Origin of the sequence: Leptospira sp. WS58.C1, assembly GCF_040833995.1 — a bacterium.
Taxonomy (GTDB): domain Bacteria; phylum Spirochaetota; class Leptospiria; order Leptospirales; family Leptospiraceae; genus Leptospira_B; species Leptospira_B cinconiae.
In genome coordinates this window covers 1,284,198-1,304,843 of sequence record NZ_CP162137.1, presented here as the reverse complement: position 1 = coordinate 1,304,843, position 20,646 = coordinate 1,284,198, and the positions used below count along the sequence as shown (strand labels likewise).

The window sequence follows — 20,646 nt, the reverse complement described above, 5'->3', positions numbered from 1 at the left end:
GACTTAAACCGGTTGTTGCAACTCCAGCAAACCGATCCTAATACGGATCTCTTTGCATTCCATCCTCTAAAATTTTATTGATCCGTTCTATATTTTTCAGAGCCAAATTGATCTCCGTTTGATTCCCTACTTTCAGGATCTCTTCGTTCATTCTTTTGGATTCCCCGTAATTTTTTTCGAATTCATACAATACGGATAATCTTTGCATCGCTCTCGGTCCGGGAGACGCATCCAACTTGGTTCGGATAATATCCATTTTTTCCTTGGACTCTTCCATCTCCAAACTTTTCAGCCGGTACTGTGCCATGTCCTGGTCGTTTGTTCTTTCCAAGAGACCTTTTTTGATCTGGAGTAATTCCTTTTTCCCTAGGGAATATTTTTCTTCTTCTAATCTTAAATTTTCCCGGAGACGATCGTATGCCTGGACGGATCTGATCAATTCCTCTTTTTCTTTAGGGGGTTTTTTCTCGTATCTATATAATTTAGAAATCCCTAAATACGCAAGGACCTCCATCCTGATCCTTTCTTGCGAATCGATAAATGATAGATCGGAAGCGGTCGCCTTTTCCTGCTCTCGAATTTGCAGCCAATCCTCGTAATATTTTTTTCCGGATTCTAAATTGCCCAGTTTGCTTTCGAAAAAATTTCCAAGCTCGAATGCATAGATCCCTTTTTTCTTAGGATCAGGTTCCGATTGATAATATTTTTCGTAAAACTCCGCAGCCAATACATATTGTTTGAGTTCGGTATGAAGAGAAGCTATCGCACGATATACGTAAGCCATCTCCGAGGGAGTTTTATTTTCTTTTAAGGCTAGAGCCAAATATTTTAAGAAAAAATCCAATGACTTGGATTTTTTACCGGACGCCTTTAACTCTTCCGCCAAGGCCAGAACTACCGGTGAATATTCGGGATCTAAACGAAATGCCAACTCGAGTAATGCGGCGTATGCAAAGAAGTCCGTATTTCTTTTATAATCGAATAGAACGAATATCCCCTGCCCGCTCACAGAGGTTTTATTGACTACTTTTAGTCTTTCCTTATTCTCATTCTCCGATTCTTTTACGAACTTCGCTAAGGTAAAAACCGTCTCTGCGTCTTCTCTGGATTTTCTTTTAAAAAACGGATAATAATTGTTTTCGAAAGAATCCTTATAGGCGTTTGCCGCTTTTTTGAGTGCCTCGTCCGCATTCTTTAGATCTTGTTTTGCAAGAGTGATATCGTTTGCTGTGACTTTGCGGGCATTCGCAGGCGGATTGGATTCGAAGATCAGGTCCTTCTCCCTTACGGAAGCAGCTTCCAAAAGATGGATCCTATCCTTCGCTTTTTCAAGGTCTAAATTCGCTTTTTCTAATTCTTTTTTTGCATTCGCATGTTCTTTCGCTCTTTCTACTTCGTTCGTATCGTACAATTCACGGAGCCTTTCTTCCTTGGAAAATGCCTCTTCGGTATGGGAAAAATCCCTGTATCTAAGTGCAGCTAACGCTTCTTCCAATGCCTTGAAGTTTTGTTTTTTCTTGGAATATTCTTGGCTCAGCAACCAATGTAGTTCGAATAGAATCGGAGAATCACGAAGTTGTTGGCCCCCCGTGATCTTTCCTAACATTTTTAAGATCAATAAACGTAAACTATTACGATCCGTTTTTTCGGTAAAAATTCGGCCGAGCCTTCTTTCTTCTTCCGTTCTTTTTGGATCCACGAATTGAGCGTAGTACGGATCTAAAACCTGGCGAATAGATGTGATCGGATCGGAAGCCGTTTCGGAAGAATTGAGTAAGTTCTCCTTTAATGTGCGAAGGCTCGCAGGAGGAATTATCTCATGAGGAAGTGTATAAATACCTGCAGGATCTAATCTTTGGTCCTGCTCATCCGCTTGCGTTTGGACGCCTCCTACCGACCAAAATAAGGTCAGAAGTACCACGCCCAGTCCGAGGCGGGTTTGTTTCATTTCGCCCCGGCACCCAACTCCGCTAATTCTTCAGATCCTAGGATTTTTTCGATATCGATCAGGATGATGAACCTATCGTCCTTTTTACCGACACCCGTGATATAACGGGAGGAAATTCCCTTGATAGAAGGAGGAGGAGGATTGATTGTTTCCGGAGGAAAAAGAGCTACGTTAGCCACTTTGTCCACTATGATACCGACGGATTCTCCGCCGATCTTTACTACGATTGCACGATCGTAACCATGCTCGTGAGTATGAGGAATATTGAGTTTCACACCCAAATCCACCATCTTGACTACCTTACCTCTGATATCCATGATACCTGCAAAGTAGTTTTTGGATCTTGGGACCTTGACCAGGTTATGGATCTTGATGATCTCATCCACAAGAACGATCGGAAGAGCGTATTCTTCCTCTCCCAAGCTAAATAAAATGTACTGGTGTTCGATTTCGGCGGACATTCCCCCTCCTTAGAAACGGGTGAATCCGTAATAATAAAAATACGATCCGGAACCCAGAAAGATTGCAACTTTCGAGAAAAGCGGATCGCGTTTCCTCAGTATCCAGTCCAATCCGCCAAAAAGCAAACCGAAAACGGCGAGCGAAAATCCGAGCAAATAAAAATCCATGTATGCATACCAGATCCCCAGAGCGGATGCAAGCCCTAAGGAATAGTCCTGGAGATCTCCCCAGATCCTTCTTTTGATCCTGGTCCATAAGGGCTCTTTTTTCTCTCTTTGGAAAAATCTTTTCCACGACCTTGGATTTCGATCGATCCCGAAAATATGATCATACTTGGTAGAAATTTCCCAAGGTTTAGGGCTCCTTCTCTCCGGTCCCCCCAACGGCTCCGGAGAAACTCCGTATGCCCCGCCTAATATCTGTAAAGCATCCTTGTCCGGAAGAGAAGATAATAAGTCTCTAAAAGGTGCAAACCTGGAATAAAGCGGATAAGATCTACCGGTGGTCAGGTCGGTTTCTTTTAAAATCGACCCATCTCGAATGGTGGAAACGTAAATACGTCCATTCTCACCGGAGACCTCCAAAGTGAGCCTGATCTTACGATCATGAAAATGAAAGTCGGCTTGGAGAATATCTCCATCCGGAGTTTTAGCTTGGTAGGATTTAGTATATCCTTTGGCTGGAGGAAACTCAGGTTTCCACCAACGTCTTAAAAGAGAATAGTCCTGGAAGGAGGCCATACAGCAACAAGATCGGCCAATTTCGAATTTTGCTTTAGGCTTTGATAGTTGCTAATTCCGAGTCGGGAGAGTTCCCGAATTAGGAGGGAGGCGAAAAAGACCGGGTCTTCGATTCGATTTCCCGGTCTTTTAGATATCAAAAATATATCTTATTTGCCTTTCTTCTTATGACGATTCTGTCTTCTTTTTTTCTTCCTCTTATGAGTCGCGATCTTTCTTCGCTTTCTTTTTTTACCGGAAGGCATTCGGTTCTCCTGATTCTGTTCCTAACCTGCCAGGAAATTATTCGGTATACTTTTGTAAACCTTTATTTTTACGGATCTCGGCTACCATATTCTTGATATCACCTATTCCTTCTTTAGAAGCGATAAAGAGAACGTCTTCCTCTTCCACCACAACGATATCCTGCACTCCGAGTAGTGCTGTGAATTCTTTTCTAGTTTGAGTGACGTTGTTTCCGGATTTATAAAATAGTATTTCTTTCCCGATATGACGATTGCCTTGGTTGTCTCCAGGCAATACTCTTTCTAAAGAAAGCCAAGAGCCAACATCGTCCCAAGAAAAACTCGCCTCTACCATTCTGATACGAGCGCTTTTTTCCATGATGGCAATATCCACAGGTTCGGAAGGAAGAAGTTTGAATGCTTCTCCCAGATCACCCATCTTTTTAAAAGGAAATCTATCCTTAAGAGGTTTTAATATTTTAGGAGAATGTTTTTCGAACTCATCCAAGATCAGACTTGTCTTCCAAAGAAAGATCCCGGGGTTCCAATAGAAGTTCGGTTTTTTAATATACTTGATCGCGGTTTTTACATCCGGCTTTTCGAAGAATGATTTTACTTCGAACCCATGTTTGGTCGGCTTTCCGGCGGAGATATAACCGTAACCTACTTCCGGACGATTCGGTTTGATCCCTAATAAAACAAGATGTTCATCAGCTTCTTTTAATGCCTTTTGGATACTCTTGGCAAATTCTTTTTCGGAATTCACCCAAGCATCTGCGGAAAGTACCACCTGAACCGGATCTCCGAACTTCTCTTGAAAATATAAAGAAGCAAGAGCGATGATAGGCGCTGTGTTTTTTCCTTCGGGCTCTATGATAAAATTATTCTCCGGGAAACTTCTTTCCTGGGAAAGGATCGCTTTTTTTAAAGTGGCGTTTGTTCCGATAAATACCCGATCCGGACTTGTGATCGTATAAGCTCTATTTAAAGTCTCTTTTAAGAGAGTATTTTTAGAATATACTTTTTGGAGTTGTTTAGGAGTGGAAACCCTGGATCTAGGCCAGAATCTTTCCCCCTTTCCTCCCGCCATAATGAGTACTACGGGTTTGTCTTGTATCATTTATTCCACCTCTTTAGGTTTCGGGGCGGACTTTTTCTTACTCAAAGATTTCGGATCTCCAAAAACGGTATCGGAAGGAAGAAGTAGAACATCCACATTCTCCCCGATATTATCGTAAAGTAGGAACTCTTTCATATCGGGATTCTTCTTTAGAAAATCCTTATATTGTTCCCATTTTTTTTTGGAAACTGCAAGTTTTGCTTCCTCTTGTATTGTGTAGATTTCCGCCTTTTTTAAGGCTTCTATTTTTTCTAACTTTTTAGCCAAAATATAGTTAGGATTACGGAATATGTTTGCGATGAGTATCGGATCCGGAATGTCCAGACTGATAATACGCACCGATTCTATCTTCAACCAAGGCACTTCATTCGAAAGAATTCTCAGGATATCGTTTCTTAAGAAGGCGGAAATAGAATCTTTGTTTAAATTGATATTTTTCTCGTCCTCTATCCCTGCCCTCAGTTTGGATTGGAATATATTGGAGAGATATCTTGCTCGTCCTTGGTCCGTTTTTCCTCCGGAGAGAAAAAACTTTTTGGATTCTTCTCCCTCTAAGTGAAAGGATAGATCCAGTTCCGCTCTGATCTTTCCTTCTTCCGATTTTTCGGAGAATAATCCGGAAGAAAGATCGTGATGGATATCCAGCTCCAAAGCCAAAGAGTTTAAGGATTCTTTACGAACGGACTTTTCCCAGAACTGGATCACCGCCGGTTCATAGGCAAAGCCCGGACCACGAACAAAGGAAACTAACTTGGAATCCTGTTCCCAGACAAGCAAGGCCTCTCCCTCTTTTATAAAAAAAAGCGGATAGGATACCGTAAGTATCCCCGCTAGTATAAATAGAATGAAAAGTACCCGGCCTATCTTTCGGAACATTAGGCGGAAGGAGCTTCTTTAGCGGCTTCTTCTGTATAAAGTTTGATTACTTTGGAAGGAATGATCGTCGAGATCGCGTGTTTGTACACCAAACTCTGCTTGTTTTCCTGCTCAAGGACTATCGTAAAATTATCGAAACTTACCACTTTCCCTTTTAAAGGAACTCCGTTTAAAAGATAGATGGTCAATTCCAGTTTTTCTTTTCTAGCCGTATTGAGTAGTTGGTCCTGTATATTATTTTTAGCAGACATAGATTTTTATCCGTTTATATTTTTTTTATCTTTTCGTACGCTTCTTTCGGATGGATCGGTTCCAATATTTTTTGCTTTCGAAACCAAGTAATCTGACGTTTGGCGTAGTTCCTATGGGACTGGCTTAAATTCCCAAAGAATGTCTCAAGATTGGACGTTCCTTTAATATTTTCAAGCGCGAAATTATAACCTAAGGACTGAAGCCCCGGACAATCTTCCCCGTATTTATCTGCGACCCGTTTCGCTTCTTCCGCCATTCCGGATTCTATCATTTTTTTGGCTCTGGAATCGATCCTTTCGTACAATTCTTTTCGGTCCAGATCCAAGAAGAAGGCCCCGAGTATATTCAAATTTCTGGAAATTAAGGCACCGCTACCCTCCTCCACTTTCAGTTCGGACCAAATGGTTCCCATCCAATTCACTTCCAATGCTCTTCCGTATCTGTAGTTATCGTTCGGAAAGATTTTTTGTAGAGCTTTTGGGTCCAGTTTTCGGAGTTCTTGGATCCGTTCTTCCATGCTTAGGGATTCCACTTTCACTCTTACTTCTTCGGTGATTTTCGGAACGGGAAACATTCCGAACAAAAATGCATTCAAATAGAATCCTGTTCCTGCGGTTAAAACAGGGATTTTCCCCTTGGAAAGGATATCATCCAGAGCTTCTTCTGCCTTTGTTACAAATTTTGCCGCGTCTATGGTTTCGGAAGGAGAAAGAAAGGAAACCAGATGATGGGGGATTTTTTCGCAGTCTTCCGGACTGGGAGCTGCGGTCCCAATACTTAATTCTTTGTAGATCTGTCTAGAATCGAAGGAAATAATTTCAAAACGAGAAGGGTCCAGTTCTCTCACCAGAGCCGTTTTTCCGGCCCCGGTGGGAGCGGTGATGATCAGAATGGGATGAAAAGGGGGAATCTATTCCTCCTCCTCTTCCTCGTCTTCTTCCTCTTCCAGAGGTTCTTCCACAATACCTTCTTCTTCTTCGAAACCTACTTCGGCATCGTAATCTAAGTTTTCTTCCGGAAACTCTTCTTCTTCGACTCTGGCCGCTCGGACCCTTGATTTAGAAGGAGGACGTTTACTTTGATCGGCTCCACATTTAGGGCAGATTTTTACTTCTTTGTTTAGATCGTAGAATTTGGTTCCACAAGTATGACAGGTGAACTTTTTGCCCAGAGGATTGAGGGAAGATTTAGAAGCCGAAGACTTTTTAGTGCCTGCTGGTTTGCTTGCACTAGGGGCTTCCTTCTTTTTTGCCGGAGGAGTTTTCTTCTTAGGGGCGCTTTTTTTCACCGGAGTTTTGGACTTCGGTGCAGCTTTTTTCTTAGCCGTTTTCTTAGCTGTTGCCATCGGAATTGACCATGCTGGAAGACACTTATTCCGATTCAAGCAGAAAAAGCACTCAGAAATCTAGTTTCCGCTAACTTGTACTTTTTAAGAATTGGATTCGGAATACGAGGTTTATGGTCCATCTGAGCGTAAATGTAAACAAAATTGCTACTTTAAGAAACTCCAGAGGGGGAAACCATCCGGACCTGATCTATTTATCTAAACTGATCGTAGAATCCGGCGCTCACGGAATTACGGTCCACCCGAGAGAAGACGAAAGGCATATCAAGAAGAAGGACGTATTCGATCTCAGGGAGTTCCTTGCGCTCTACAATCGGGATAAAAAGAAGAAGATAGAATACAATATGGAAGGAGAACCTTCCTCCCGGTTTTTAGATCTTGTTCTGGAAGCAAAACCGGACCAGGCCACGTTAGTACCGGTAACTCCGGGAGAGATCACTTCCGATCACGGTTTCGATCTCAAAAAGGATTCCTCTGAACTGAAAACGTACATCCAAAAGATCCAAAATGCAGGCATCCGGGTTTCTATCTTTATGGAAACGGATTTAGAAAATCTTAAATTAGTAAAAGATACCGGAGCAGACAGGGTAGAATTTTATACGGGGCCTTATGCACATGCATTCGATCATTCTCCGGAACAAGGTAAATTGGTTTTCGAATCTTTCAAAAAAGCCGCCGAGTTCCTACAAAGTGAGAAAATCGGGATCAATGCAGGCCATGACCTGGATCATTTCAATCTTCCTCTTTTCTCTCACCTCCCCGGCCTAGAAGAAGTTTCCATCGGCCACAGACTCATGTCATACGCGCTCGAAGTCGGTTTAGCAGCCTCAGTGAAAGAATATTTAAAGGCGCTAAGTTAAGTATTTCGCACGGAGAACACAGAGTTCATTGAGAGGACGCCAAGAGTTTTCACGCGAAGCCGCCAAGACCGCGAAGGGATTACTTTGGTACCTTCTTTTCTTAGCGCCTTTGCGTGATAAATAAACTCTGTGATCTCAGTGTGCTCTGTGCGAACGCCTATTTTTGCGATTCCGAGAGTTCCTTCGCAAGTTTCTTGAAGGAAGAATAATTCGAATCTTCCGAGAGTAATAAAAAGGCTGCCTTTTTTAAATTTGCGGAAAGTAGAGAGGCCTCCGAGTTTGTTTTGGCCAATTCTTCCAGATGCGATTTGAAACTTAAGAGGTGTTTTTTGGCGGACATCTGGTCTTTTGCGGAAACCGCTTTTTTAAGTTCTTTCCAGGATTGGGTGGCCTTATTTCCGGAAATGATATCCTTCGGAGCCCTACCGAATTCCCCGCTTAAGTCCCAGACCTTTCTGTATGGATGGTTCTTTTCCAGAAATTTATAATATTCGGAAGAAGGTTTGAAAGTGTTCGGCTTTGCTTTAGAGACGAGTTCCTTATCCAGTCCACCACATTCTGCAAAAATCCCTTTCGTTAAGGATTCTTTGGAAATAGACTGTATCTCTATCAGTTTGGAAATCGCGGCGGAAGCTTCCGCAATATTTCCTTTTTTGCATGCGGAAATTGCAGTTTGATACAAAACTTCTTCCTGATCCAAAAGTGCCGACTTTTCGGACTCCAATTGGAGGGAAGAAGAGAATGCAAGTTCCTGGTAAAGTGGATCATTCGGATCAGCATTCCTTGCTCTGACTGCATATTCCCAAGCGGACTGTTTTTCTCCTAAGGAATCGTATAAAACGGACAAATTATAACAGGAGAGTCCCCTATCTTTTCTCAGGGATCTACAGGAAGATTTTAGTAAATCTAAAGAGGATTTTCTTTCTTCTTCGGTTCCGTAAAAATCTAGGATGGCTTGCTCTTGTATAAGTTCCGAACCGAACCTTCCACCGCCAGGAACGGACACCGAGGTGCAGTAAAAAGTTCCCACAAAACAGAAAAAACCAAAAATACCGAACTTTTCCAAACCTCGATAGAATGAGAGTTTTCGGGGGAATAGATTGACAATGCTTGTTCCAGGTGGAAAATGATCGAAAATCAACCTTGCAAAAAGAGGACCCGATTTGAAAAGCTTGAGATCCTTCTCCTTATCCTTTCTCTCCGTTATCTTATGTACGAGCATCTTCTTCTGCCAACCTTCTTCCGGAAATTCCAAGACCACGGCAGATTTCACTCTCAAAGATTTTGACAGCGTAGTCAAGACCGTTGAGGGAAACTATATAGATAAAAATATAGATAAAAACCGCGCCTACAAGGACGCAGCGGTTTTTGCACTTCTATCTTTGCCTCATGGCCTCTATCTGTATCCGGAAAGTTATTTTACCGATCGAGAAAAATACGAAGAAGCGGATGATATTTTTCCGGGCAAATCTTTCAAACTTTCTCCGGAAGATAAATTCGTTCTATTCGATCCGGACTATAAAGAAGTAGAGAAGATCCGGGATAAAAAACTGAAAGAAGAGGCAAACAAACCTAAACTTTCCAATGACGAGGTCCTTAAGCTTGTAGAAAGGGAGAAGGTCCGCAAAAAAGTGCTCACGGCTAAGTGGGAACAGACTAACTTTTCTAAAAAAGACTTCGATCGTATCCTCGCATACCTAGAAAAAAATTTACAGAACTACACCACTCCTCCGCTTAAAGATCCGTTCGGAGAGGAAGACCCTAAAGAAAAGGAACCTTTCAGCATCAAGGACGTGTATCTAGCTGCTGCAAACGGTTATCTTTCTTCTTTAGATCCTCATAGCCAAGTATTCTTAAAAGCCGCCTGGGAAGAATCCATGGCAAAGATCGAAGACGGAAGTTTCGAAGGGATCGGTGCGATCTTAAGCGGTGGCGGCAATAAGGAAGTGATCGTAGAAAACCCCTTGGAAGGAAGACCTGCAGTTAACGCAGGTGTCCGTGCAGGTGATGTGATCCTAGCTGTGGACGGTAAGTCCACAAAAGGAATGTTACTCGACAAAGTGGTCGAAAGGATCAAAGGAAAAAAAGGATCCAAAGTAGTTTTAACTATTCGCAGAAAAGGGGTGGCAGGAACTCTAACGATCGAAGTCATTCGTGATACGATCGAGATACGAAATATCGCAAGCAAGTTGATCGACAATCATCCTTATATCGGTTACATCAAACTAACAGGTTTCGTAAAATCGGATCCTTCCGTTGATAAGGAATTCGTTCAACATTTCAAAGAATTGGAAAAACAATCCACTGCCAAAGGAACCAAACTGAAAGCTTTGGTTCTAGATCTAAGAAATAACCCGGGAGGTTATTTGGATCTGGCAATCGATCTTGCGGATATGTTTGTGACCAACGGACTCATCGTTTCCGTAAAAAGCCCGAACAGAAGCCCGGAAGATTCGAATGCAGGTAAAAAAGATCTGACCGATCTACCTGTAGCAGTACTGATCAATGCAAAATCCGCTTCCGCTTCCGAGATTGTAGCTTCCGCTTTAAAACACCATGGACGCGGTTTAATTCTGGGAGAAAGATCTTTTGGAAAAGCAACCGTTCAAAAGTTGCAAGAGTTAAGAGGAAACGGAGCTTACTATATCAAACTAACTCAGTCCAGATATTATGCGCCATCCGGAAATACGATCCAAGTTGTCGGAGTCAAACCAGATGTGGAAGTCTCTTCCGAAGAAGACGGCAGTTTCCCATTCCATTATCGCGAAGAGAATATGTGGAATCACCTGCCGGAACTACCTTCTTCCGCAGAGGAAAAAAGCCATTTCGACGTGAAAAAACTGGAGGCTTACGTAAAAGCAAACGGTCAAGCGGAGAAGTTCATCCAAGAACATAAGAACGATCCGATCAAACCTGATTTCCAGCTGATCCGCTCCATAGATTACGTAGAAGCACTTCTAAACACGGGAACAAAACGTAAATGATCTAAAATTTCGGCGGCTTTTTCGCCGCCGAATCTGTACAAATGCCAAGAATTAAAACCGATTTTTTAGTCATCGGGAGCGGTATTACCGGTCTTTTCCAAGCGTTAAAACTTTCTCATGTCGGCCAAACTGTGATCGTGACCAAGAAGTCGGATTACGAGTCAAATACCAATTACGCCCAAGGCGGGATCGCCTCGGTTTTCGATCAGGGAGACAAATTCGAAGACCATGTACAAGACACTTTGGAATCAGGTGCCGGTCTCTGTGATCCGGAAGCAGTCCGGGTTTTGGTAGAAGAAGGTCCGCCTCTGGTAAAAGAACTCTTAGAATATGGGGTCCCATTCAATCTAAACCAAGAGGGCGAATTCGATCTACATAGGGAAGGCGGGCATGGGACAAATCGTATCGTCCATGCACACGATAGGACCGGCCATGAGATCGAAAAGACACTCCTCCAAATCGTAAAACAAAACCAAAACATTAGAATATTAGAATATCATACTGTTGTAGATCTTATTACCCCCCACCATCTCAAAAAAAAAGGTCTGATCTGTTTCGGAGCCTACGTTCTTTCCAGTCATACGGGAGAGATCATCCCTATTCTTGCTAAAAAAACGATCATAGCAAGTGGCGGCTCCGGACAAGTTTATTCTCATACTACAAATCCAAAGATCGCAACCGGAGACGGAGTTGCTTGCGCCTATCGCGCCGGAGCGGAGATCAGGAATATGGAATTTTATCAGTTCCACCCTACTTCTCTTTATCATGAAAAAGGAGATTCATTTCTAATTTCCGAGGCAGTACGGGGAAAAGGTGCCGTATTATTGAGCATGGACGGAGAACCGTTCATGAAAAAATATCACCCCATGGCGGATCTTGCCACGCGAGATATAGTCGCAAGAGCGATAGATGCGGAAATGAAGAAGTCCGGAGATCCTCACGTTTGGTTGGATATCTCGCATAAACCCGCGGCGGAAATTAAAGAAGCCTTCCCTTCCATTTATGCAAAATGTCTTGAGTTAGGAATCGACATCACTACGGATCCGATCCCAGTCGTACCGGCAGCCCACTTCATGTGCGGGGGAATCGCAACGGATCTTTGGGGAAAGACCAGAATAGAAAATCTTTTCGCAGCGGGAGAAGCTGCATGTACGGGAGTTCACGGTGGAAACCGTTTAGCATCCAATAGTTTATTGGAATGTCTTGTATTCTCTAATCGGATCGCAGAAGAGATCCGCAAAAATCCGCCAAACTTCCTAGCGGAACATGATCAAATCCCAGCTTGGGACAAAGAAGGTCTGGTTAATACGGAAGAATGGGTATTAATTTCCCATGATCTTTCGGAGATCAAAAACACGATGTCCAATTATGTTGGAATAGTTCGCTCCAATCTTCGTCTGGAAAGAGCAAAAAGAAGAATGGACCTGATTTATGCGGAAGTCAGAGACTATTACAACAGGACGATAGTTACGAATCCTTTGTTAGAACTTCGCAATTTAGTTTTGGTAGCCGAATTAATTATCCGTTCCGCACTTGCCAGACATGAAAGTAGAGGCCTTCATTATTCGACCGATTATCCGGAGAACAGATCCCCATCCAGACATGATACAATTCTGATCAACGATTTGGTTCATGGAGATCTTCAGGCTCCGTTATGAATATTTTCAAACAGAGGCGCTAAGATTAGAGGGAGACACAGGGATTGCTCACACAGAGCCACAGAGACACGAAGTTTCTTTGAAAACTAATACAAAATGACCCTCTGTGACTTTGCGCCTCTGTGCGAAAACTCTCTGTGCCTCACTACGAACTCCGAGTCTCTACCTCACGCAGCGAACGAAATATCTGCTGGTCTTGCTGTAAGACTCGTCTTCACCGAATCTGTCTCGTGAAAACGATACCGCTCTAGCTGTTTTACCCGCTACATCCTGCTCGTTCGCTGTGGAACTCCAATAGAAAGACTCTATCGTATCTGGGAATTTTAATAGCATGAAGTTACGGCTATTCGAACTTAAATATTTTAATTCCAAGAAACTAGCTACTCGCCAGTCCGTATGACCTCCCGTGGTATCAGTCGCACACGAATCATACGCTTCCGAACTACCTGATATTCCGATCGGTGATACGTTCGTTAGCGTTTGAGGGATTCCAAGCGTATTACAAGAATGTAGATCTACGCTACAATACTGTAATTCCGTTGCTCCAAAAGAACTAGGATTGGCTAACGTTCCGCTACCTCCTCTACAACCGAAGTTCGTTGCATCTCCGCTGAATACCTGACCTTGGCTACAAGTCTTCCACATCAAACCGCTTGTGCTGTCCGTCGTCGTACCATCACCATTGTTCGTAAAACTTTGGAAAAAAATCGCCCCGGCTATCAGATCGTTATCTTCCTCTTCACTAAATCCGTAAGGACTACGATCCAAGTTTTCCTCACAACCAATCGCGAATATACAAAACGCGAATAAGGTAAATAATGATCTTATTATATAAAATACTCTTCTCATCTCTTCTTTCCTTAAAACGCGTGGCTAAAATTCACGAATAACTGTTCGTCTTCTTTCGATTTGGCCCAGTCGATCATGATGATCGTAGCCTGGTTCCAAGCGATCCTAAGTCCAAGACCGTGGGAATATTTATAACCCTTGAGACCTGCCTTATGCTCGTCGTCCCAAACCCGTCCGAAGTCCATAAAAGGAACCAAATTGAATGCAAAGAATTCGTCACCTACCTTCAAGGATCCGAATTTCCATCTCACCTCGATATTACCCCAGCCCATCATTCTTCCTACGAAGCGATCCTGTTTGTAACCGCGGATGGTACGAATACCACCAAGTCCTCCAATCAGACCTTCCGTTCCCCACATATTTCTATATTCGAAAAACGGAACATCGCCTTCGGATAAACCTGCTCCAAAACGGGAAGCGACCACGAGTTTTTCGAATACCTTAGGAAACGGGCTCCAGAAAAATTTTCCTTGAGCAAAGTATTTTTGGAAATTGTAATCCGAACCGAATGCCTTGTTGTTCTTTTCGAAGGTTCCTTCTATGAATACCCCACTATTCGGATCCGGTTCGAAATCCCGAGTATCATACACAAGTGCGACACGAACTGCGTTTACATAACCGCCGTGATACCCTAAAATTTTTCCGGCCTCCGCATCTTCAGTTAGTCGAGTTTTAGCGTTAGGCACATTAGCCCCGTAATCCATACCTAAAACCGGATCGTAACCTGGGGCCTTTTTCCCGTCGTATGTTCTGATAATATTTTCGGAAGCTTTTAAACCAGCGACCAAACGAACCGTTCCACCAAAGAACGATCTCTCCGTACTTAGGTTAACCATAGGAGTTTCTATAATATAACCGTTGTACATTCTATTGGTGACGACAAATCCAGGCTGGCTCGGAACTCCGTAATAGGTATTTCCACCAAAGGATACCGGATCTTGAGGACCTCCCGGTCTATAATAACTAAAATTTTTACTTTGATCCGCAAAAGTTGCGTTCGTGTAATAATCCCCACCCGGCTGATTACGATCATAGTAACTTAAGGTCTTTAAGGAGCCCTCGCCGATCCCAAAGTAGAGAGTGGTTGGTGTAATCGTTAAAAACGCATCCGCACGTAGACGCCACTGAGTATTCGCGATAAACGGCATATCCAAACTAAGTTGATGATATTGTGCATTCTTACTCGTATTAAAATACTGAGCAAAAAACCTTACTCTATAGGGAGTATAATCGAATAACGGATCCGATTTCAGACCGTTATTATAGGCATACGCCCGAACACCAAAGCCGACACCTTCCAATGGATCCGAATTAATAAGAGGAAGTCCGGTAGGATACCAACCTTCTCTTTTTTCGGCTAGATCTTTCGCACAAAGCTGTTTGGAAGAATCCATATGAAACGGTAAATTTTTGCGAGGAGCAGGCTTCTCGCATCCCGGTTCTGGAATATAGTCTTGGGCGTTTAGGTTAAAACTTACCGCTATAAAACAAATCGTTAGCACCAACGATTTAATTTCTTTAATCCTCATGTATACTCCGGATTTAAGATTTTAAGTTCGTTAGTTTTTGAAGCGATAACGGCTTATGTCAATTGAAAATTTCGGATCAAGTTTTGAACGACCCCATTCACCCCGGAAATGTTCCCTTTCGTCACAGGGGTTGTAAAAAAAATATCGGGCCATGCATTAGGAAAACACGATTTTGACCTATATATAAGTGATATATAAGTAAACAAGATTGCCAAATTTTAGACTTTTATAATATAATTTCGCAGGGAGCCCACAGAGAACACTGAGTTGGGGATCATAATGGGAATTCTGAAATACAGACTCCTCTGTGAACTCCGTGTCCTCTGTGCGAAAGGGCCCCTTATCTCACGCAGCGAACGAAATATCTGCTGGTCTTGCTGTAAGACTCGTCTTCACCGAATCTGTCTCGTGAAAACGATACCGCTCTAGCTGTTTTACCCGCTACATCCTGCTCGTTCGCTGTGGAACTCCAATAGAAAGACTCTATCGTATCTGGGAATTTTAATAGCATGAAGTTACGGCTATTCGAACTTAAATATTTTAATTCCAAGAAACTAGCTACTCGCCAGTCCGTATGACCTCCCGTGGTATCAGTCGCACACGAATCATACGCTTCCGAACTACCTGATATTCCGATCGGTGATACGTTCGTTAGCGTTTGAGGGATTCCAAGCGTATTACAAGAATGTAGATCTACGCTACAATACTGCAATTCCGTTGCTCCAAAAGAACTAGGATTGGCTAACGTTCCGCTACCTCCTCTACAACCGAAGTTCGTTGCATCTCCGCTGAATACCTGACCTTGGCTACAAGTCTTCCACATCAAACCGCTTGTGCTGTCCGTCGTCGTACCATCACCATTGTTCGTAAAACTTTGGAAAAAAATCGCCCCGGCTATCAGATCGTTATCTTCCTCTTCACTAAATCCGTAAGGACTACGATCCAAGTTTTCTTCACAACCAATCGCGAATATACAAAACGCGAATAAGGTAAATAATGATCTTATTATATAAAATACTCTTCTCATCTCTTCTTTCCTTAAAACGCGTGGTTAAAATTCACGAATAACTGTTTGTCTTCTTTTGAAACCGCATAATCGAACATGATAATCGTTGTCTGATTCCAAGCGATCCTAAGTCCAAGACCTCGGGAATATTTATAATCCTTGAGACCTGCCTTATGCTCGTCGTCCCAAACCCGTCCGAAGTCCACGAATGGAACTAAATTGAAGGCAAAATGTTGGCCGGCCACTGAGACCTGATAGAATTTCCATCTCACCTCGAGATTACCCCAACCCATTGCACGTCCCACAAAGCGGTCTTGTTTATAACCTCTTAATGTAGTACGTCCGCCCAATCCGGCGATCACACCTTCCGTTCCCCACATATTCCTATATTCGAAAAACGGAGCGTCGCCTTCAGTAATCGAAAATCCGGCCCGACCTGCAAGAACTAACTTATCGAAAACTTTAGGAAAGGGACTCCAGAAAAATTTCGCCTGAGTAAAATACTTAGAGTAATCGTAATTAGACCCGATCGTTTTTGCGGATTTTTCATACGTTGCCTCTAAGAATACACCTTGGTTCGGATCCGGTTCCAAATCCCGTGTATCATAGACGACTCCCAAACGAAGAGAGTTTACTACCCCTCCATTATATCCTAAAATTTTTCCGGCAGTATTGTCCTCTGTGAGCTTAGTGGTGCCGTTGAATGCTTTTCCGGTGGAACTCATAGGAAAACCGTCGAGGATCGGGTCGTTCCCGTTTGTCAAAGTTCCGTCGAAAGTTTTCACAATATTTTGCGAAAATCTCATACCGGCTACTAAACGAACCGTTCCTCCGACGTATGATCTCTCTCCACTTAAGTTGGCAGTCGGAGAAATTATATTGTAACGGTTATATAATGAATCGGTAACTCTAAATCCATTTTGAGATGGAAATCCGTTATACACGGTTCCGTTAATATCCACCGGATCACCCGGCCCACCCGGTCTTGTATACGCCAAATTCTTTTGTTGATCCGCAAAAGTTGCGTTGGTGTGAACCTGACCGCCGTCTTGATTTCGTTCTTGGTAACTCAAGGTTTGGAGAGAAGATTCTCCCATTCCGAAGTATAAAGTATTCGGGTTGGAATCATAAAACAAACCGCCTCTCAATCTCCATTGTGTTTCAAACACGTAAGGAGCATCGAAAGCGATTTCATGAAATTGCCTTTGTTTGGTAGTATCAAAATATTGAGCGTAAATCCTGAACTTATAAGGGGTGTATTCGAAAAAAGGATCCTCTTTTTTTCCATTATTAAAAAGGAATACGCGGATCCCATATCCTATTCCGGTATTCGGATCCGAATTTAAAAGAGGAAGTCCGGTGGGAAACCAACCCTCCTTCTTCTTTTCCAAATCTTTTATACAGAGCTGTCTTTTAGGACTGATATAGAATGGTAGATCCTTTCTCTCAGGAGGTTTTTCACAACCATCCAAGAGCCCTGGATCCGCGGAAATACTTTGTGTATAGACAAAGGCCAATATAGCGATCAAGCCAATGCGAACGAGGAAATGTTTCATCAGTAACCTGGATTTTTTATAGAATTCGCAAGTTATAATAGTGTCTAAGGCGATGTCAAATTTATTCCGGGAACCCTTTCTTTAGAACAAGGGTCGCGAACTCATAAACGAACCGGATTCTAAAATTATTATAGCAATTGTTCGAAATAAGAATTACTTTTTTAACAATGTTGAAATGTTTCCGTATCGGAAAAATTTTCAGCAGTAGATTTGGAATGAATTTTTTTATTCACCCAATCGGATCAACAACTGGTCTTGGGAAACAATATCTCCCGGCGCTGCGAGGACTTCTTGGACCTTAGCGTCTGTTCCTGCTTTCAAGGCATGCTCCATCTTCATTGCTTCCACTACCGCAAGAGTTTGTCCTTTTTGAACGGAATCTCCTGATTTCACTTCTACCTTGATGATCTTGCCCGGCATAGGACTTTTGATCTCTAAAGACGCCGCCTGAGCATCCGAAGTTTCTCTTCCTTTGATCACAAACTGGAATGTTTTTCCTTTTGTATGGATAAAAAGTTTTCCGCTTCTAAGTAATGCGACACTCCCATCCGGTAAAGAATAAGAACCGTCCTCTTCCCTAGTCCAAGAGTAATGAGTGAGAAGAGACTCCCATTTTTTTTCAGGACCGAAAAGTCTGGACGAAGAATCTCCCAGGTCCAAAACGTATTCTTTTTCTTTCCATTGGAGTCGGAACAAACGGTTCAAGATATTTCTCCCCAAACTCCGTTCGGCCCGACGGCCTCCCATACGGAGGAAGTTTTCACTGTACGGTTCGCCAAAAAGGAAGCTGTTCTCATAAGAGCTTCTTTTTCTTCCCCGGATTCTTCCCAATCTATTTTATGTTTTTCTAAAAAATGAGTATCTGTATTTCCCTTTACAAATTCAGAATGTTCCAAAATCGCTTTTAGATAATTCAGATTTGTGATCGGCCCGAATATAATCGTTTCCTCGAGTCCCGCGATCAGATTTTTTCGCGCTTCTTCTCTTGTTTTTCCGATCCCGATCACCTTAGAGAGCATCGGATCGTAATAGAGAGATACTTCGGAGCCGGTGACTACTCCAGAATCGACTCGGACATTCTGGATTTCGGGGAATTTGGCGAGTTCTATTTTTCCGATAGAAGGTAGGAACTCATTCTCCGGATCTTCCGCATATAATCTGACTTCGATCGCATGTCCACTTTGAGAAGGGGATTTTCCTCCGGTAAACTTTTCGATACTTATACCTTCTGCAATTCGAATCTGCCATTCTACCAGATCGAAACCGGTTACGGATTCGGTAACCGGATGTTCGACCTGGAGTCTTGTATTCATTTCCAAAAAGTAGAATGCGCCGTCTTCTCCCAAAATGAATTCCACAGTTCCTGCACCCAAATAGCCGATGGAAGAAGCAGCCTTAACTGCTACTTCGCATATTTTTTGTTTCAGCTCGGAAGACAAGTTCGGTGCGGGAGATTCCTCCACTACTTTCTGATGCCTTCTCTGAATGGAACACTCTCTCTCGAAAAGATGGATCACTTTTCCGGAAGAATCCCCGAAAACCTGGACCTCGATATGTCTAGGATTTATAATATACTTTTCTAAAAACACTCTAGGATCGCCGAAGGCGTTCCCGGCTTCCCGTTGGGCGGATTCTAAGGAAGGCAAAAATTCTTCTTTGGAAAAGACACGTTTCATCCCTTTTCCGCCGCCGCCTGCGCTGGCTTTGATCATGATCGGAAATCCGATCCTCTCCGCTTCTTTTAGTAATACGGTATGTTCTTGGGAATCTCCTTCGTATCCTGGAACGACAGGAACTCCCGCCTTTTCCATGGCTGCACGAGAACGGATCTTATCTCCCATTAGGTCCACCGTTTCAGGCTTAGGTCCTAAAAAGGAAATTCCAGCCTTGGAAAGCTCTCTTGCAAATTCGGCCTTCTCGGACAGGAACCCGTAACCGGGATGTACTGCGTCCGCTCCGGTCTCACGGACGGCCTTTAGAATATTAGGAATTACTAAATAAGATTTGGAAGGTTCGGACTCTCCTAAATAATAGGAGAAGTCCGCTGCTTTTACGAAAGGTGCATCCTTGTCCGCATCCGAATACACGGCTACAGTCTCGATACCCAATTTTTTGCAGGTCTTCTGGATACGGAGTGAGATCTCTCCCCTGTTTGCGATGAGTAGTCTTTTGATCACTTGGATTTGGAAGAGACAGGTTCACGCAGAGTCCCGATCTCGGAATCCAATGCGATCTTTTCCTTGCTCATGGTTTCATATAGGAAATCCCTAAAACTTTCCCAAGTATCGTGGGTCCATGGTTCGTATCTTCCAATAAATTTGTAGCCGACTTTAGCATACATAGGTTCCGTTTGGTAGGCGGTGATCCCGGATTTTAGCACTAACACTACAGGGATCTTATTCTCATAAGCGAGTTTAATCATCCCTTTTTGCATAGGCTGGATGACCTCTGAATAAGAATTATGACCTTCCGGATACACTATATAAGAAGTAGTGGAAAGTCCTTTTAATAAATTACGAACGGAAACTGCGATCGTAGCGGCCTTGGAGGTCTCAAAAACTTGAGATCCCATTGCCTTCATCCACCAATAAGCTACCAAAGTTTTTTTGATCACCTGGTTTGCAAGATACGGTTTGTTTACCACTAAACAATCATAAGGAAAATCTATTTCGTTTACGTGATTTAAGAAGATCATATGACCCTTGTCCGGGATCTCCATTTCATTCTTTATCATCAGATCCGTTTTGGTCATGCGGATCACGACCGGTCCCCAAGTTTTGGAACCTTTTAGAAAAGCCGCATATTGTTTTTCTCTCTTTCCGATAAGTGCATAAAAAATCCCGGCGATCATAGTGGGAAACGCTACCGTAAGTACCAATCTTAATGTAACGACATAGGTTCGTAATACCAGTTTGCGATACTTAGGGGAAAACCTGCCCAAACGGCTTTCCATAAACTTAAGTGGATTCATGCGAACTATGCTTTAGTACCTCTCCGAACATGGAAAGCAAATTCTTGAGAGACCTTTAGATGGAATATTAAGTTTCAGAAACCGTTGCCACCCAGAGCAGCAAAGACGCAAAGAGCTTTTTATAAGGAAAACAACTTCATCAAATCTCTCCCCTTTGCGACTCTAAGTCTAGAGTGAAAAAAACTTAGCCTCTCTTATAACTTACAATGTTCGCCTTAGCTAGATAGCGTTTTCAGAAATAAAAAAGGCCTGTCCTCGTTTGGAAG

General features: G+C 42.9%; 19 protein-coding genes. 3 read left to right on the top strand and 16 right to left on the bottom strand.

The features are described from left to right. Positions 1-37 precede the first annotated feature (37 nt). The 8 genes from AB3N61_RS05935 to AB3N61_RS05900 form a co-directional block, all read right to left on the bottom strand. Positions 38-1,948, bottom strand: coding sequence for a hypothetical protein (locus tag AB3N61_RS05935; protein WP_367898731.1), 1,911 nt, complete (start codon positions 1,946-1,948; stop codon positions 38-40). Beyond that, the gene (locus AB3N61_RS05930) at positions 1,945-2,409 is read right to left on the bottom strand and encodes a chemotaxis protein CheW (RefSeq protein ID WP_020767890.1); all 465 of its coding nucleotides are present in this window, start codon (positions 2,407-2,409) and stop codon (positions 1,945-1,947) included. The genes AB3N61_RS05935 and AB3N61_RS05930 overlap by 4 nt, the downstream gene beginning before the upstream one ends. A 9-nt stretch (positions 2,410-2,418) precedes the next feature. Continuing rightward, positions 2,419-3,150, bottom strand: a complete 732-nt coding sequence (locus AB3N61_RS05925) for a hypothetical protein (protein WP_020767994.1) — start codon at positions 3,148-3,150, stop codon at positions 2,419-2,421. A 282-nt stretch (positions 3,151-3,432) separates the two neighbouring features. Further along, positions 3,433-4,494, bottom strand: coding sequence for a mannose-1-phosphate guanylyltransferase (locus AB3N61_RS05920; protein ID WP_367898730.1), 1,062 nt, complete (start codon positions 4,492-4,494; stop codon positions 3,433-3,435). Further along, a complete protein-coding gene (locus AB3N61_RS05915) occupies positions 4,495-5,370 on the bottom strand; it encodes a hypothetical protein (protein ID WP_367898729.1) in 876 nt (291 codons plus the stop codon). Continuing rightward, on the bottom strand, positions 5,370-5,621 hold the full coding sequence (hfq, locus tag AB3N61_RS05910) for an RNA chaperone Hfq (protein WP_008592014.1): 252 nt from the start codon (positions 5,619-5,621) through the stop codon (positions 5,370-5,372). The genes AB3N61_RS05915 and hfq overlap by 1 nt, the downstream gene beginning before the upstream one ends. A 14-nt stretch (positions 5,622-5,635) precedes the next feature. Further along, complete coding sequence (miaA, locus tag AB3N61_RS05905; RefSeq protein ID WP_367899061.1) at positions 5,636-6,511, bottom strand: tRNA (adenosine(37)-N6)-dimethylallyltransferase MiaA; 876 nt, start codon at positions 6,509-6,511, stop codon at positions 5,636-5,638. 21 nt (positions 6,512-6,532) lie between these two features. Further along, on the bottom strand, positions 6,533-6,967 hold the full coding sequence (locus tag AB3N61_RS05900) for a TIGR02300 family protein (protein WP_020767923.1): 435 nt from the start codon (positions 6,965-6,967) through the stop codon (positions 6,533-6,535). A 113-nt stretch (positions 6,968-7,080) separates the two neighbouring features. Here AB3N61_RS05900 and AB3N61_RS05895 point away from each other — a divergent pair, with 113 nt between their 5' ends. Then, entirely contained in the window at positions 7,081-7,827 is a 747-nt protein-coding gene (locus AB3N61_RS05895) for a pyridoxine 5'-phosphate synthase (protein WP_367898728.1), read from the top strand. A 157-nt stretch (positions 7,828-7,984) separates the two neighbouring features. Here AB3N61_RS05895 and AB3N61_RS05890 read toward each other — a convergent pair whose 3' ends face one another. After that, a complete protein-coding gene (locus AB3N61_RS05890; protein WP_367898727.1) occupies positions 7,985-8,893 on the bottom strand; it encodes a hypothetical protein in 909 nt (302 codons plus the stop codon). Positions 8,894-8,990: 97 nt separating this feature from the next. Here AB3N61_RS05890 and AB3N61_RS05885 point away from each other — a divergent pair, with 97 nt between their 5' ends. Further along, positions 8,991-10,811, top strand: a complete 1,821-nt coding sequence (locus AB3N61_RS05885; protein ID WP_036088583.1) for a S41 family peptidase — start codon at positions 8,991-8,993, stop codon at positions 10,809-10,811. Positions 10,812-10,852: 41 nt separating this feature from the next. Continuing rightward, a complete protein-coding gene (gene nadB / locus AB3N61_RS05880) occupies positions 10,853-12,469 on the top strand; it encodes an L-aspartate oxidase (protein ID WP_020767882.1) in 1,617 nt (538 codons plus the stop codon). Between the two features lie 162 nt (positions 12,470-12,631). On the opposite strand, the gene lsa25 (AB3N61_RS05875) is transcribed toward nadB, so the two are convergent. From lsa25 (AB3N61_RS05875) to AB3N61_RS05845, 7 genes are all read right to left on the bottom strand, one after another. After that, positions 12,632-13,318, bottom strand: coding sequence for a surface adhesin Lsa25 (gene lsa25 / locus AB3N61_RS05875; protein ID WP_020767894.1), 687 nt, complete (start codon positions 13,316-13,318; stop codon positions 12,632-12,634). Positions 13,319-13,329: 11 nt separating this feature from the next. Next, on the bottom strand, positions 13,330-14,847 hold the full coding sequence (gene omp85 / locus AB3N61_RS05870) for an Omp85 family outer membrane protein (protein ID WP_367898726.1): 1,518 nt from the start codon (positions 14,845-14,847) through the stop codon (positions 13,330-13,332). A 340-nt stretch (positions 14,848-15,187) separates the two neighbouring features. Further along, entirely contained in the window at positions 15,188-15,874 is a 687-nt protein-coding gene (gene lsa25 / locus AB3N61_RS05865; protein WP_020767894.1) for a surface adhesin Lsa25, read from the bottom strand. Between the two features lie 11 nt (positions 15,875-15,885). Beyond that, on the bottom strand, positions 15,886-17,409 hold the full coding sequence (gene omp85 / locus AB3N61_RS05860; RefSeq protein WP_020770959.1) for an Omp85 family outer membrane protein: 1,524 nt from the start codon (positions 17,407-17,409) through the stop codon (positions 15,886-15,888). Between the two features lie 225 nt (positions 17,410-17,634). Further along, entirely contained in the window at positions 17,635-18,114 is a 480-nt protein-coding gene (locus tag AB3N61_RS05855) for an acetyl-CoA carboxylase biotin carboxyl carrier protein subunit (protein ID WP_020770954.1), read from the bottom strand. Further along, positions 18,111-19,586 carry an acetyl/propionyl/methylcrotonyl-CoA carboxylase subunit alpha gene (locus tag AB3N61_RS05850; RefSeq protein WP_367898725.1) on the bottom strand — a complete coding sequence of 492 codons (1,476 nt, stop codon included), beginning with the start codon at positions 19,584-19,586 and terminating at the stop codon, positions 18,111-18,113. Before AB3N61_RS05850 ends, AB3N61_RS05855 begins: the two co-directional genes overlap by 4 nt. Continuing rightward, positions 19,583-20,380 carry a lysophospholipid acyltransferase family protein gene (locus AB3N61_RS05845; protein ID WP_036090526.1) on the bottom strand — a complete coding sequence of 266 codons (798 nt, stop codon included), beginning with the start codon at positions 20,378-20,380 and terminating at the stop codon, positions 19,583-19,585. Before AB3N61_RS05845 ends, AB3N61_RS05850 begins: the two co-directional genes overlap by 4 nt. Between the last annotated feature and the right edge of the window lie 266 nt (positions 20,381-20,646).

Bases quoted from the DNA above. Each gene is read 5' to 3' on its own strand.
- AB3N61_RS05935 (WP_367898731.1), bottom strand. From the start codon at position 1,948: ATGAAACAAACCCGCCTCGGACTGGGCGTGGTACTTCTGACCTTATTT.
- AB3N61_RS05930 (WP_020767890.1), bottom strand. From the start codon at position 2,409: ATGTCCGCCGAAATCGAACACCAGTACATTTTATTTAGCTTGGGAGAG.
- AB3N61_RS05925 (WP_020767994.1), bottom strand. From the start codon at position 3,150: ATGGCCTCCTTCCAGGACTATTCTCTTTTAAGACGTTGGTGGAAACCT.
- AB3N61_RS05920 (WP_367898730.1), bottom strand. From the start codon at position 4,494: ATGATACAAGACAAACCCGTAGTACTCATTATGGCGGGAGGAAAGGGG.
- AB3N61_RS05915 (WP_367898729.1), bottom strand. From the start codon at position 5,370: ATGTTCCGAAAGATAGGCCGGGTACTTTTCATTCTATTTATACTAGCG.
- hfq (WP_008592014.1), bottom strand. From the start codon at position 5,621: ATGTCTGCTAAAAATAATATACAGGACCAACTACTCAATACGGCTAGA.
- AB3N61_RS05900 (WP_020767923.1), bottom strand. From the start codon at position 6,967: ATGGCAACAGCTAAGAAAACGGCTAAGAAAAAAGCTGCACCGAAGTCC.
- AB3N61_RS05895 (WP_367898728.1), top strand. From the start codon at position 7,081: ATGGTCCATCTGAGCGTAAATGTAAACAAAATTGCTACTTTAAGAAAC.
- nadB (WP_020767882.1), top strand. From the start codon at position 10,853: ATGCCAAGAATTAAAACCGATTTTTTAGTCATCGGGAGCGGTATTACC.
- lsa25 (WP_020767894.1), bottom strand. From the start codon at position 13,318: ATGAGAAGAGTATTTTATATAATAAGATCATTATTTACCTTATTCGCG.
- omp85 (WP_367898726.1), bottom strand. From the start codon at position 14,847: ATGAGGATTAAAGAAATTAAATCGTTGGTGCTAACGATTTGTTTTATA.
- lsa25 (WP_020767894.1), bottom strand. From the start codon at position 15,874: ATGAGAAGAGTATTTTATATAATAAGATCATTATTTACCTTATTCGCG.
- omp85 (WP_020770959.1), bottom strand. From the start codon at position 17,409: ATGAAACATTTCCTCGTTCGCATTGGCTTGATCGCTATATTGGCCTTT.
- AB3N61_RS05845 (WP_036090526.1), bottom strand. From the start codon at position 20,380: ATGAATCCACTTAAGTTTATGGAAAGCCGTTTGGGCAGGTTTTCCCCT.